The organism is Bacillus sp. mrc49 (assembly GCF_002803435.1).
This window is the reverse complement of sequence record NZ_PHNG01000811.1, coordinates 1-12953: the sequence shown is the minus strand read 5'-3', so window position 1 is coordinate 12953 and position 12953 is coordinate 1. Positions and strand designations below refer to the sequence as shown.

The 12953-nt window shown below is 41.2% G+C and carries 24 protein-coding genes; all 24 read right to left on the bottom strand.

Annotated features, from left to right (window positions below; all coding sequences use genetic code 11):
• Positions 1-546: 546 nt before the first annotated feature.
• On the bottom strand, positions 547-1200 hold the full coding sequence (locus CVN76_RS30490; protein ID WP_061141110.1) for an adenylate kinase: 654 nt from the start codon (positions 1198-1200) through the stop codon (positions 547-549).
• Between the two features lie 60 nt (positions 1201-1260).
• Positions 1261-2556: a preprotein translocase subunit SecY gene (gene secY / locus CVN76_RS30485; protein WP_061141109.1), complete on the bottom strand. Its 1296-nt coding sequence runs from the start codon at positions 2554-2556 to the stop codon at positions 1261-1263.
• A complete protein-coding gene (gene rplO / locus CVN76_RS30480) occupies positions 2556-2996 on the bottom strand; it encodes a 50S ribosomal protein L15 (protein WP_061141108.1) in 441 nt (146 codons plus the stop codon). Before rplO ends, secY begins: the two co-directional genes overlap by 1 nt.
• Before the next feature lie 32 nt (positions 2997-3028).
• Entirely contained in the window at positions 3029-3211 is a 183-nt protein-coding gene (gene rpmD, locus CVN76_RS30475) for a 50S ribosomal protein L30 (RefSeq protein ID WP_057915223.1), read from the bottom strand.
• 16 nt (positions 3212-3227) lie between these two features.
• Positions 3228-3728, bottom strand: coding sequence for a 30S ribosomal protein S5 (gene rpsE / locus CVN76_RS30470; RefSeq protein ID WP_034304987.1), 501 nt, complete (start codon positions 3726-3728; stop codon positions 3228-3230).
• 22 nt (positions 3729-3750) lie between these two features.
• A complete protein-coding gene (gene rplR, locus CVN76_RS30465) occupies positions 3751-4113 on the bottom strand; it encodes a 50S ribosomal protein L18 (RefSeq protein ID WP_053349055.1) in 363 nt (120 codons plus the stop codon).
• Between the two features lie 32 nt (positions 4114-4145).
• Positions 4146-4682, bottom strand: a complete 537-nt coding sequence (gene rplF / locus CVN76_RS30460) for a 50S ribosomal protein L6 (protein WP_100533213.1) — start codon at positions 4680-4682, stop codon at positions 4146-4148.
• A gap of 30 nt (positions 4683-4712) precedes the next feature.
• Positions 4713-5111: a 30S ribosomal protein S8 gene (rpsH, locus tag CVN76_RS30455; protein WP_057915220.1), complete on the bottom strand. Its 399-nt coding sequence runs from the start codon at positions 5109-5111 to the stop codon at positions 4713-4715.
• A 30-nt stretch (positions 5112-5141) separates the two neighbouring features.
• Positions 5142-5327, bottom strand: a complete 186-nt coding sequence (locus CVN76_RS30450) for a type Z 30S ribosomal protein S14 (RefSeq protein ID WP_034304998.1) — start codon at positions 5325-5327, stop codon at positions 5142-5144.
• A gap of 30 nt (positions 5328-5357) precedes the next feature.
• Positions 5358-5897 carry a 50S ribosomal protein L5 gene (gene rplE / locus CVN76_RS30445; protein ID WP_053349058.1) on the bottom strand — a complete coding sequence of 180 codons (540 nt, stop codon included), beginning with the start codon at positions 5895-5897 and terminating at the stop codon, positions 5358-5360.
• A gap of 29 nt (positions 5898-5926) precedes the next feature.
• Complete coding sequence (rplX, locus tag CVN76_RS30440; RefSeq protein WP_064462542.1) at positions 5927-6238, bottom strand: 50S ribosomal protein L24; 312 nt, start codon at positions 6236-6238, stop codon at positions 5927-5929.
• A 43-nt stretch (positions 6239-6281) separates the two neighbouring features.
• Positions 6282-6650, bottom strand: coding sequence for a 50S ribosomal protein L14 (gene rplN, locus CVN76_RS30435; protein ID WP_034305005.1), 369 nt, complete (start codon positions 6648-6650; stop codon positions 6282-6284).
• Positions 6651-6691: 41 nt separating this feature from the next.
• Complete coding sequence (gene rpsQ, locus CVN76_RS30430) at positions 6692-6955, bottom strand: 30S ribosomal protein S17 (protein WP_034305007.1); 264 nt, start codon at positions 6953-6955, stop codon at positions 6692-6694.
• A gap of 18 nt (positions 6956-6973) precedes the next feature.
• A complete protein-coding gene (rpmC, locus tag CVN76_RS30425; RefSeq protein WP_034305010.1) occupies positions 6974-7177 on the bottom strand; it encodes a 50S ribosomal protein L29 in 204 nt (67 codons plus the stop codon).
• Positions 7167-7601, bottom strand: coding sequence for a 50S ribosomal protein L16 (gene rplP, locus CVN76_RS30420; protein ID WP_053349061.1), 435 nt, complete (start codon positions 7599-7601; stop codon positions 7167-7169). Before rplP ends, rpmC begins: the two co-directional genes overlap by 11 nt.
• Position 7602: 1 nt before the next feature.
• On the bottom strand, positions 7603-8259 hold the full coding sequence (rpsC, locus tag CVN76_RS30415; protein WP_100533214.1) for a 30S ribosomal protein S3: 657 nt from the start codon (positions 8257-8259) through the stop codon (positions 7603-7605).
• Positions 8260-8262: 3 nt separating this feature from the next.
• Entirely contained in the window at positions 8263-8604 is a 342-nt protein-coding gene (rplV, locus tag CVN76_RS30410) for a 50S ribosomal protein L22 (RefSeq protein ID WP_034305017.1), read from the bottom strand.
• 17 nt (positions 8605-8621) lie between these two features.
• Positions 8622-8900, bottom strand: a complete 279-nt coding sequence (rpsS, locus tag CVN76_RS30405; protein ID WP_034305018.1) for a 30S ribosomal protein S19 — start codon at positions 8898-8900, stop codon at positions 8622-8624.
• A 60-nt stretch (positions 8901-8960) separates the two neighbouring features.
• Positions 8961-9791, bottom strand: coding sequence for a 50S ribosomal protein L2 (rplB, locus tag CVN76_RS30400; RefSeq protein ID WP_057915218.1), 831 nt, complete (start codon positions 9789-9791; stop codon positions 8961-8963).
• Positions 9792-9817: 26 nt separating this feature from the next.
• The gene (gene rplW / locus CVN76_RS30395; protein WP_174524197.1) at positions 9818-10105 is read right to left on the bottom strand and encodes a 50S ribosomal protein L23; all 288 of its coding nucleotides are present in this window, start codon (positions 10103-10105) and stop codon (positions 9818-9820) included.
• Entirely contained in the window at positions 10102-10725 is a 624-nt protein-coding gene (gene rplD / locus CVN76_RS30390) for a 50S ribosomal protein L4 (RefSeq protein ID WP_061141104.1), read from the bottom strand. The genes rplW and rplD overlap by 4 nt, the downstream gene beginning before the upstream one ends.
• 25 nt (positions 10726-10750) lie before the next feature.
• The gene (gene rplC / locus CVN76_RS30385) at positions 10751-11380 is read right to left on the bottom strand and encodes a 50S ribosomal protein L3 (RefSeq protein WP_064462540.1); all 630 of its coding nucleotides are present in this window, start codon (positions 11378-11380) and stop codon (positions 10751-10753) included.
• A gap of 40 nt (positions 11381-11420) precedes the next feature.
• Complete coding sequence (rpsJ, locus tag CVN76_RS30380; protein ID WP_019244375.1) at positions 11421-11729, bottom strand: 30S ribosomal protein S10; 309 nt, start codon at positions 11727-11729, stop codon at positions 11421-11423.
• A 415-nt stretch (positions 11730-12144) separates the two neighbouring features.
• On the bottom strand, positions 12145-12953 hold an 809-nt coding region (locus CVN76_RS30375; protein WP_100534279.1), incomplete at its 5' end, for an elongation factor Tu.

Below are 12953 nucleotides of genomic sequence, written 5' to 3'. Positions count from 1 at the left end.
TCTATGCGTGAACCTATAAAAGGTACACATCTTTCCGTCAACATTACTACAGTCCAATTATCCTCATAAGTCTTAAAATTCTGCATCAAGTATTCACCATTTTGTAGAACCAGGCTTTAACTGAGGACCTTATCAGTTGGACCGAAATGAGGGTTTTATGCGTCCTCATGTAAGTCTTGACCGATTCCGTGACCGACATACTCTCGAAATAGAGAGGCAATTAGTCTCGACATAGGTTTGAATAGCATGGGAGATGTTTGAAAGGCGCACGCCTGACATAGCTTCTTTCAACTCTCTATATCACGACTCTTTAGGAATCCCAATAGAGTCACTGCATTTCTTCATCAATTTTGCCGACCGGATATGTCCGTGAAGATCACTTAGAAAGTAATCGCCCAATTCAGGGAATACCAAGTACAAGAACCTGATTAATAAATGTGCGAATGCTCTCGCGAAATCCATTATACCCTTTGTAATAAAGGAATGCACCAAGTTTAAATAGTAAGTTGTAAAATTGGTATGAATTTCATAAATCAATCCAGACGATTAATTTTGCAAAGCACCAAGTAACACATCAATGTTTTCAAATACCTTATTAATATCTTGCTGTCCGTTAATGTTGACCAAGTACCCTTTTTCTCCGTAGAAATCAAGAAGTGGCTTGGTTTGTTTCAAATTCACATCTAAGCGATTTTGAACCGTTGCTTCATTATCGTCGGCACGTTGATATAATTCTCCGCCGCAGCGGTCGCATACATCATCTTTGGCTGGAGGATTGAATACAAGGTGATATGTCGCACCACAAGACTTGCAAATACGACGGCCTGTCAATCTTTCCATCAAGATGCTTTTATCCACATCGATATTAATGACAAAATTTATTTTGCGATCCAAATCAGTAAGGATGCCCTCAAGTGCCTCTGCTTGCGCCACGGTACGTGGAAAGCCGTCAAGCAAAAATCCCTTAAGGCAGTCCTCCTTGCTTAAACGCTCACGTACAATGCCAATGGTAACTTCATCAGGTACCAACTCGCCTTTGTCCATGAATGATTTCGCCTTCAGACCTAATTCTGTTCCATCTTTTATAGCTGTTCGGAACATATCTCCAGTAGAGATATGAGGGATATTATATTTTTCTACGATTTGTTCAGCTTGAGTGCCCTTACCAGCACCCGGCAGACCCATTAAAACTAGATTCAAAATTTTCTTCCCCCTCAAACTCTATAATGGGTAAAGGGAACAAGTCGTTCCCAAAACTCATTACTTTATAAAGCCTTTATAGTGTCTCTTCACAAGCTGTGATTCAAGCTGCTTCATCGTATCAAGGGCAACCCCGACGACGATCAGCAAACTTGTGCCGCCAATCTGTGCAGATTGAGGCAGGTCAGCGAGCTTGATGAAGAATACCGGCAGAACGGCTATGATGGCTAGGAATATAGAGCCTACAAACGTTAAACGGTATAAAACACGTGTTAAATATTCTTGAGTACTCTTACCTGGACGAATCCCCGGCACATAGCCGCCTTGCTTTTTCAAATTCTCAGCCATTTGTTCAGGATTGACCTGAATGAATGCATAAAAATACGCAAAAGCAATGATAAGAGCGACATATATAACCATTCCAACAGGATGGGTATATGTCAGGTTTTCTGTAATCCAGCTAGTCACGCTGTTCTTTCCAAAGAAAGAAGCGATTGTAGTTGGAGTGATCAGAAATGCCATTGCAAAGATTACCGGAATAACCCCCGCAGCATTTACTTTCAATGGTAAATGAGTAGACTGGCCACCCATTTGTGTACGACCTGCCGCAGCACGTTTTGCATACTGAATAGGTATTTTACGTAATGCCTGCTGAATGAAGATGACAGCAACCACGATTGCTAATACTGCTAATACAATGAGGACAATCGATATGATTCGTAAGAATAATTGATCTCCGGCATTTTCGAATTGCTGTGCGTAAATCTGGTTTGCCGTATTTGGCAAGCTAGCAACGATACCAGCAAAGATTATGATGGAAATCCCATTACCCACACCCTTAGCAGTGATCAGCTCCCCTAACCACAAAAGAAAAGCTGTTCCTGCCGTCAAGACAGTTGCAATGAGCAAGTATGTTGCAATTCCAGGATTTTCGATCAACTGGCCATTTGACATATTATTGAACCCGTAAGACATACCCAAAGCTTGGATGAATCCTAGGATAATAGTGAAATAACGAGTGAATTGAGCTAATTTACGGCGCCCTGCTTCCCCTTGCTTAGACCATTCAGCGAACTTAGGAACGACGTCCATCTGTAGTAGCTGAACGATGATGGATGCCGTGATATAAGGCATGATCCCCATCGCTAAGATTGAGAAGTTTTGCAGCGCCCCGCCGCCAAAGGTATTTAGAAGACCGATGACGCTCAGCTGGTCCTGTTGAGCAAGAAAATCGGCATTCACATGCGGTACAGGTATAAATGTACCGATGCGATAGACGATTAACATGAGAAGGGTAAAAATGATCTTGTTCCTTATTTCACCCACGCGCATAAAATTGGAGATCGTGCGAAACATTAGATCACCTCTGTTTTACCGCCAGCAGCTTCGATAGCTTCTTTTGCAGTAGAAGAGAATTTGTGAGCTTTAACAGTAAGCTTTTTCTCAATGTTTCCTTTGGCAAGAATTTTGATTCCTGCTTTTTCTTTACTTACAACTCCAGACTCAAGTAAAAGAGCTGGTGTTACTTCAGTACCGTCTTCGAAAAGATTTAACGTATCAAGATTCACGATAGCATAGTCTTTACGGTTAACGTTGGTAAATCCACGTTTAGGCAAACGTCTGAATAGAGGAGTTTGACCCCCTTCAAATCCAAGGCGTACACCGCCGCCTGAGCGAGCGTTTTGTCCTTTGTGTCCTTTACCTGCTGTTTTACCGTTACCAGATCCAATACCGCGACCTTTACGTTTACGTTCTTTACGAGAACCTTCTGCAGCTTTTAACTCATGAAGTTTCATGTTGGCACCTCCTTGTTAAGATAAAAATTATTTTATTGTTCTTTTACAGTAACAAGATGAGCAACTTTGGTAATCATACCGCGAATCGCAGGGTTATCTTCATGAATAACCGTTTGATGCATTTTGCGTAAACCCAAAGTGTTAACTGTAACACGTTGATCTTCAGGACGACCAATCAAGCTGCGAGTGAGGGTAATTTCTAATTTATTAGCCATAATTCGATTTCCCTCCTTATCCTAACAGTTCTTGTACTGATTTACCACGTAACTTAGCTACGTCTTCAGCACGTTTCAATTGCTTCAATCCTTCGATTGTTGCGCGAACCATATTAATAGGTGTATTAGTACCTAATGATTTAGACAAGATATCGCTAACTCCGCCTAATTCAAGTACCGCACGAACAGGACCACCAGCAATTACTCCTGTACCTTCAGAAGCTGGTTTCAATAGAATGTGACCTGCGCCATAGCGACCGTTCACAAGGTGAGGAATTGTAGTTCCAACCATTGGTACAGTAATTAGATTTTTCTTAGCATCCTCAATAGCTTTACGGATTGCATCCGGAACTTCTTGAGCTTTACCAGTACCAAATCCAACATGACCATTTTTATCACCAACAACAACTAGTGCAGTGAAACGGAAACGACGTCCGCCTTTAACAACTTTAGCTACACGATTTACTGTAACTACGCGTTCTTCAAGTTCTAATTTATTAGGATCAATGCTACGCATCTGTTATGTCCCTCCTTATCCATTAAAATTCTAAGCCGTTTTCACGAGCAGCGTCAGCCAATGCTTTAACACGACCATGGAAGAGGTAACCACCGCGGTCAAATACCACAGCTTTGAAACCTTTTTCAACAGCACGTTTCGCAATAAGTTCGCCAACTTTTTGAGCTGCTTCAGCATTGCTACTAGCTTCGATACCGATCTCTTTATCAAGAGTTGAAGCACTTGCTAATGTTACGCCTTTTGCATCGTCAATTAATTGTGCGTAAATGTGTTTGTTTGAACGAAACACATTTAAACGAGGACGAGCTTCTGTTCCAGAAAGCTTAGCACGTACACGCGCATGTCTTTTCTGACGAGTAGCATTTTTATCAAGCTTCGTAATCATTTACGTCACTCCTTTCGTTTACTTATGCGGCATTACTTACCAGTTTTACCTTCTTTACGACGAACGAATTCGCCTTCGTAACGGATCCCTTTACCTTTATACGGCTCAGGTGGACGAACATCACGGATATTAGCTGCAAGAGCTCCTACACGTTCTTTGTTCGTACCTTTGATGATTACTTTTGTATTAGAAGGAACTTCGACTTCAACGCCAGCTTCTGGTTCTATTTCTACAGGGTGTGAGTATCCTACGTTAAGGATAAGCTTAGTACCTTGCTTTTGTGCACGGTACCCGACCCCAATAAGTTCAAGTGATTTTTCGAATCCTTTAGATACACCTTCAACCATGTTAGAGATAAGTGCGCGAGTAGTTCCGTGTAATGAACGGTGATTCTTCTCGTCAGACGGGCGTGTTACAGTTAACACGTTCTCTTCAACAGCGATTGTTAGGTCAGGACTGAATGATCTAGTTAATTCACCTTTAGGCCCTTTAACAGTTACTTCACTTCCGTTAATAGTAACTGTCACGCCTGTAGGGATTTCAATAGGTTTTTTACCTATACGAGACATATTGTGCACCTCCATTCTTGTGAAAATGTATTACCAAACGTATGCTAAAACTTCTCCGCCAACTTGTTTAGAGCGGGCTTCCTTGTCTGTTAAAACTCCGTGAGAAGTAGAAACAATTGCGATACCTAAACCGTTTAGAACGCGTGGTACCTCTCCAGTTTTTGCATATACACGCAAACCAGGTTTGCTGATACGTTTTAGACCAGTGATAACACGTTCGTTGCTTGCACCGTATTTTAAGAAGATACGGATGATACCTTGTTTGTTGTCTTCGATTAATTCAAAGTCACGTACGAAGCCTTCACGCTTTAAGATCTCAGCAATTTCCTTTTTGATCTTAGAAGCAGGAACTTCTAGTTTTTCGTGACGAACCATATTCGCATTACGGATGCGAGTAAGCATATCTGCAATAGGATCTGTCATGACCATTATATTTTACCTCCTTCCCAAACTCGGGTTTTACCAGCTAGCTTTTTTAACGCCAGGAATTTGTCCTTTATATGCAAGTTCGCGGAAACAAATACGACAAAGTTTAAATTTACGTAATACTGAATGTGGACGTCCGCAACGTTCGCAACGTGTATATTCTTGTACTTTAAACTTCTGTTCGCGTTTTTGCTTTACGATCATAGACTTTTTAGCCACGATTTCGCCTCCCTTTATTTAGAGATTACTTTACTTTTGGAACGGCATTCCAACTTGAGTAAGTAGTTCACGAGCTTCTTCGTCAGTGTTGGCAGTCGTTACGATAACGATATCCATACCACGAACTTTGCTCACTTTATCGTAATCAATCTCAGGGAAGATAAGTTGTTCTTTAACACCCAAAGTATAGTTCCCACGTCCGTCAAAGGATTTCTTTGAAACGCCGCGGAAATCACGTACACGTGGTAAAGATACAGATACTAGCTTATCAAGGAATTGATACATACGCTCTCCACGTAATGTAACTTTCGCTCCGATAGGCATACCTTCACGCAAACGGAAGCCTGCGATTGATTTTTTTGCTTTTGTTACAACAGGTTTTTGACCAGTGATCAATGTAAGTTCTTCAACAGCGGTATCTAAAGCTTTAGAGTTAGATACTGCGTCACCCACACCCATGTTAATAACGATCTTCTCAATGTTTGGTACTTGCATTACTGATTGATAGTTGAATTTACCCATCAATGATGGTGTAATTTCACTTTTGAATTTTTCTTTAAGGCGGCTCATTGCTTAGTGTACCTCCCTTCATTTATGACTTATTTATCTAAAGTTTCACCTGATATTTTAGCTACGCGTACTTTTTTACCATTTTCGATCTTATATCCAACACGAGTCGGTTTACCTGATTTAGGATCAAGTGGCATTACATTGGATACGTGAATAGCAGCTTCTCTGCTGATAATTCCACCTTGTGGATTAATTTGAGATGGCTTGGAATGCTTTTTCACGATGTTAATTCCTTCAACAAGCACACGATTTTGTTTCGGATATGCTGCAAGAATTGTTCCTTGTTTGCCTTTGTCCTTACCAGAGATGACTACGACTTTGTCACCTTTTTTAACATGCATTAGCTTGGCACCTCCTTGAAAGGCTTTATACAAATTTTACATATTATAGAACTTCTGGAGCAAGAGAAACGATCTTCATGAAGCTATTGTCACGTAATTCACGAGCAACAGGTCCAAAAATACGAGTTCCACGTGGGCTCTTATCGTCACGGATAATTACACATGCGTTTTCATCAAAACGAATGTAAGAACCGTCAGGACGACGCATACCACGTTTTGTACGGACAACAACAGCCTTAACGACTTCACCTTTTTTAACAACGCCTCCTGGTGTTGCCTGTTTAACTGTACAAACGATGATATCACCGATGTTTGCAGTTTTACGGCCAGAACCACCTAGGACTTTAATTGTTAGCACTTCACGAGCACCTGAATTGTCAGCGACTTTTAAACGAGATTCTTGTTGAATCATGTACGGTACCTCCCTTCGGAATTAGCTTAATCCGAACTATATTAAATGATTACTGCTTTTTCTACTACTTCTACAAGACGGAAGCGTTTTGTAGCTGAAAGTGGACGAGTTTCCATGATACGTACTACGTCGCCTGCTTTAGCTTCGTTTAGCTCGTCATGAGCTTTTAACTTTTTAGAGTATTTCACGCGTTTACCGTATAAAGAATGCTTTTTATAGGTTTCTACAACAACTGTTACTGTTTTATCCATTTTATCGGATACTACGCGGCCAGTGTAGATTTTGCGTTGGTTGCGTTCGCTCATTCTGCAAACCTCCATTCATTATCGATTAGTGACACCGATCTCTCTTTGACGAACAACTGTTTTCATACGAGCAATCGATTTGCGAACTTCACGGATGCGAGCTGTATTTTCAAGTTGTCCAGTAGCTAACTGGAAACGAAGATTAAATAGTTCTTCTTTAAGAGATTTTAGTTTTTGTTCAATTTCAGCAGTGGTTAGATCTTTGATTTCATTAGCTTTCATTTGTTTCACCACCAATTTCCTCTCTTTTTACAAACTTACATTTGATTGGAAGTTTGTGTGCTGCAAGGCGCAATGCTTCTCTTGCCACCTCTTCAGATACACCAGAGATTTCAAACAATACTTTGCCCGGTTTAACTACTGCTACCCAACCTTCAGGAGCACCTTTACCGGAACCCATCCGTACTTCAAGCGGCTTAGCTGTGTAAGGTTTGCTTGGGAAGATCTTGATCCAAACTTTTCCTCCACGTTTCATATAACGAGTCATCGCGATACGAGCTGCTTCGATTTGGCGGTTAGTGATCCAGGAAGCTTCTTGAGCTTGAAGTCCAAATTCTCCGAAATGAACTTCAGTGCCGCCCTTAGCCATCCCTCTCATCTTACCGCGGTGTTCACGACGGTATTTTACGCGTTTTGGCAATAACATATTATTTTCCTCCTTCCTCAGATTTCTTCTTAGTAGGAAGAACTTCTCCACGGTAGATCCAAACTTTCACGCCTAGCTTACCGTAAGTAGTATCTGCTTCAGCATGAGCATAATCTATGTCAGCACGAAGTGTGTGAAGTGGAACTGTTCCTTCGCTGTAATGTTCAGCACGAGCAATATCAGCACCGCCAAGACGACCAGAAACTTGAGTTTTGATTCCTTTAGCGCCTGAACGCATTGTGCGTTGGATAGCTTGCTTCTGAGCACGACGGAATGAAACACGGTTTTCTAATTGACGAGCGATGTTTTCAGCAACCAATTTTGCGTCAAGATCTGCTCTTTTAATTTCGATGATATTGATATGAACTCTTTTGCCAGTCAGCTGGTTCAAAGCTTTACGAAGTGCTTCGACCTCTGTACCGCCTTTACCGATAACCATTCCTGGTTTAGCAGTGTGGACAGATACATTGATACGGTTAGCTGCACGTTCGATTTCAACTTTGGACACTGAAGCATCGTTTAAGCGTTTCGCGATATATTCACGAACTTTGATGTCTTCATGCATAAGAACTGCGTAGTCTTTATCAGCGTACCATTTGGATTCCCAGTCACGGATTATCCCGATACGCATACCGATTGGATTTACCTTTTGACCCACAGATTACCCCTCCTTCTTTTCTGATACAACGATTGTAATATGACTAGTACGTTTGTTGATTGCACTCGCACGACCTTGAGCGCGAGGACGGAAACGTTTTAATGTTGGTCCTTCGTTAACGTATGCCTCTGAAACGACTAGGTTATTAATATCCATTTCGTAGTTATGTTCTGCATTTGCGATAGCAGATTTCAGAATTTTTTCTACGACTGGAGAAGCAGATTTTGGTGTTAAGCGAAGAATCGCTACTGCTTCACCTACTTGTTTTCCTCGAATTAGATCTGCGACTAAACGCACTTTACGAGGAGCAATACGAACTGTTTTAGCGACAGCTTTAGCTTGCATGAGATGCCCTCCTCTCATTAACGTCTTGTTTTCTTGTCATCACTTGCGTGACCTTTATAAGTGCGTGTAGGCGCGAATTCGCCTAGTTTGTGTCCTACCATATCTTCTGTTACATAAACCGGCACATGCTTACGACCGTCATAAACAGCGATTGTATGTCCGATGAATTGCGGGAAGATTGTTGAGCGACGAGACCAAGTTTTAACTACCTGTTTCTTGTCAGCTTCATTTAACTTTTCAACTTTTACCAATAAATGATCATCAACAAAAGGCCCTTTTTTTAAGCTACGACCCATGCGAGTACCTCCCTTCGTGACTGTTCTACGGTTCGATATATGAACCGTAGGTCAATCCCGTTATTTTTTACGACGACGTACGATAAATTTATCGGATTTGTTTTTCTTCTTACGTGTTTTGAATCCAAGAGTTGGTTTACCCCATGGAGACATTGGTGATTTACGTCCGATTGGAGCTTTACCTTCACCACCACCGTGTGGGTGATCATTCGGGTTCATTACTGATCCACGAACTGTTGGGCGTTTACCTAACCAACGGTTACGACCAGCTTTACCAATGTTGATAAGTTCATGTTGTTCGTTACCAACTTGACCGATGGAAGCACGGCAAGTAGCAAGAATCATACGAACCTCACCTGAGTTTAAACGTACAAGTACATAACGGCCTTCTTTACCAAGTACTTGTGCAGATGTACCTGCTGAACGGACTAATTGTCCACCCTTACCTGGTTTAAGCTCGATGTTATGGATTACTGTACCAACTGGGATGTTAATAAGAGGAAGAGCGTTACCCACTTTAATGTCAGCTTCTGGACCTGACATGATTTCCAAACCTACTTCTAGGTTTTTCGGAGCTAGGATATAACGTTTTTCTCCATCAACGTAATTAATTAATGCAATGTTTGCAGAACGATTTGGATCGTACTCAATAGTAGCAACGCGTCCTGGTATACCATCTTTATTCCGTTTGAAATCGATGATACGGTATTGACGCTTGTGGCCGCCACCTTGATGACGAACTGTTAACTTACCTTGGTTATTACGGCCGCCTTTGCTGTGTAAAGGAGCAAGTAATGATTTTTCCGGTTTGTCTGTAGTGATCTCAGCAAAATCGGAAGTTGTCATATTACGTCGACCGTTAGAGGTAGGTTTATACTTCTTAATCGCCATTTGTATTTCCCTCCTTCTCTAATGAATTAAGCCTCGAATAGCTCGATTTCTTTGCTGTCAGCAGTTAATTTAACAATTGCTTTACGGCGCTTGTTAGTATAGCCTGCGTGTTTGCCCATGCGTTTGAATTTACCTTTGTAGTTCATGATGTTAACTTTCTCAACTTTAACGCCGAAAATTTCTTGAACAGCATCTTTAACTTGAGTTTTGTTAGCTCTAACATCAACTTCAAATGTATATTTTTTTTCAGCCATTACGTCTGAAGAGCGTTCAGTGATTACGGGGCGCTTAATGATATCGCGTGCATCCATTATGCAAGCACCTCCTCTACTTTTTCGACAGCTGATTTAGTCAAGATCAATTTGTTGTGTGATACAACATCAAGAACATTAAGACCAACAGCTTCCACTACAGTAACACCAGGGATGTTACGTGCAGAAAGAGCAACTTTCTCATCTAAACCGTCAGTAACGATCAACGTTTTAGTATCAACGGAAAGGTTTTTAAGTACAGCTACAAATTCTTTTGTTTTTGGAGCTTCGAAAGACAAGCTTTCAAGTACCAAAATGTTCTCTTCCAATGCCTTTGCAGACAATGCAGATTTAATAGCTAGACGACGAACCTTTTTAGGTAGCTTGTAAGCGTAAGATCTTGGAGTTGGTCCAAAAACAACGCCACCGCCACGCCATTGTGGAGAACGGATAGAACCTTGACGCGCACGTCCAGTTCCTTTTTGTTTCCAAGGTTTGCGTCCACCGCCTGCAACTTCAGAACGGTTTTTAACTTTGTGAGTTCCTTGACGTAAGGAAGCTCGTTGCATGATGATTGCTTCAAATAATACATGATTGTTAGGTTCGATACCAAAGATGGATTCATTCAGCTCGATGTCGCCAACTTGTGAACCTGTTTGGTTGAACAATGTAACTTTTGGCATTCTATTGCTCCTCCTTTCTCGGAAATTACTTTGCTTTAACAGCAGTTTTAACTTTGATCAACGCTTTTCTAGCACCTGGTACATTACCTTTGATCAATAGTAGGTTACGTTCAACATCAACCTTAACGATAGCTAAGTTTTGAACAGTAATTTGTTCCCCACCCATACGTCCTGGTAATAGTTTACCTTTGAATACGCGGTTTGGAGCTACAGGACCCATTGAACCTGGGCGACGGTGGTAACGAGAACCATGAGACATTGGTCCGCGAGATTGTCCATGACGCTTGATAGAGCCTTGGAAACCTTTACCTTTTGAAACTCCTGATACATCTACTAAATCGCCTTCAGCGAAAATACTTACATTGACTTCTTGACCGATCTCATATTCAGTAAGATCCGTTCCGCGGAATTCGCGAATGAAGCGCTTAGGAGTAGTATTTGCTTTTTCAACATGTCCCTTTTCAGGTTTGTTAGAAAGCTTTTCACGTTTGTTTTCAAAACCAACTTGAACTGCTTCATAGCCATCAGTTTCAACAGTTTTCTTTTGAAGAACCACGTTGTTAGCAGCTTCGATAACTGTTACCGGGATAAGTTCACCGTTTTCAGCAAAAACTTGAGTCATACCGATTTTTCTTCCTAAGATTCCTTTGGTCATAAGTCACACCTCCTAGAGTAATTGTTCATATTTATATGAATTATAATTTGATTTCAATGTCAACGCCTGATGGTAAATCTAAACGCATCAATGAATCAACTGTTTGTGGAGTTGGGTTAACGATGTCGATTAGACGTTTATGCGTACGCATTTCGAATTGTTCACGAGAATCTTTGTATTTATGAACCGCACGTAGGATCGTATAAACCGATCTTTCAGTAGGTAATGGAATTGGACCAGATACAGCCGCACCAGAACGTTTTGCAGTTTCAACAATTTTCTCAGCAGATTGATCAAGGATTCTGTGATCATATGCTTTTAAACGGATACGAATCTTTTGTTTTGCCATAATTTTCCCTCCTTTTCGCCTATTTTAAAATAGACCTTCTCAATGGAAATTTCCCACACACTCGCCATGGCAAAGCGGCCGGGTGTGTCAGCAACCTTCCATATCATCGCAGTCAAAGACCAACATTGTCTATTATACATAATGCACAAGTAGAAAGCAAGTGAAACTTAGACTTTTCTTGTGCAACACACTTTTATTATTATACATACTATCTCAACTATTTACAAGTACATTCTTCAAGGTCTTCCCTATCCATATTCTTCAAATGATCGCTGCATGACTTTTCAACGGAATGGCACGAATTTATTAACGATAATATAGAAGGAATTATTCGCGTCAAAACAAAAAAAAGCAGATGGCGTCCCATCTGCTTTTTTTCTGAAGGCGTCCCTTCCAATCTTTATTATTGTATCAATTACTCAGTGATTGTAGCAACTACGCCAGCGCCAACAGTACGTCCACCCTCACGGATAGAGAATTTAGTACCTTCTTCGATAGCGATTGGAGCGATAAGTTCTACAGTCATTTCGATGTTGTCTCCAGGCATAACCATTTCTACGCCTTCAGGAAGGTTACAAATACCAGTTACGTCAGTTGTACGGAAGTAGAACTGAGGACGGTAGTTTGTGAAGAATGGAGTGTGACGTCCACCTTCTTCTTTAGAAAGAACATAAACTTCTGCTTTGAAGCTTGTGTGCGGTGTGATTGTACCTGGTTTAGCAAGAACTTGTCCACGTTGGATATCTTCACGAGATACACCACGAAGTAGTGCACCGATGTTGTCTCCAGCTTCAGCGTAGTCAAGAAGCTTACGGAACATTTCAACGCCTGTTACTGTTGTTGGTTTTGATTCTTCGTTGAAACCGATGATGTCAACAACGTCACCGACTTTAACTTGTCCACGCTCAACACGACCAGTAGCAACTGTTCCACGACCAGTGATAGAGAATACATCCTCAACTGGCATCATGAATGGTTTGTCAGTGTCACGAGTTGGTTCTGGGATGTACTCGTCAACAGCTGTCATTAATTCATGGATTTTTTCTTCCCAAGCAGCTTCTCCTTGAAGAGCTTTAAGGGCAGAACCTTTGATAACTGGAATGTCATCGCCAGGGAAATCGTATTCAGTTAGAAGATCACGGATTTCCATTTCTACTAATTCAAGAAGTTCCTCGTCATCAACCATGTCGCATTTGTTCATGAATACTACTAGGTATGGTACAC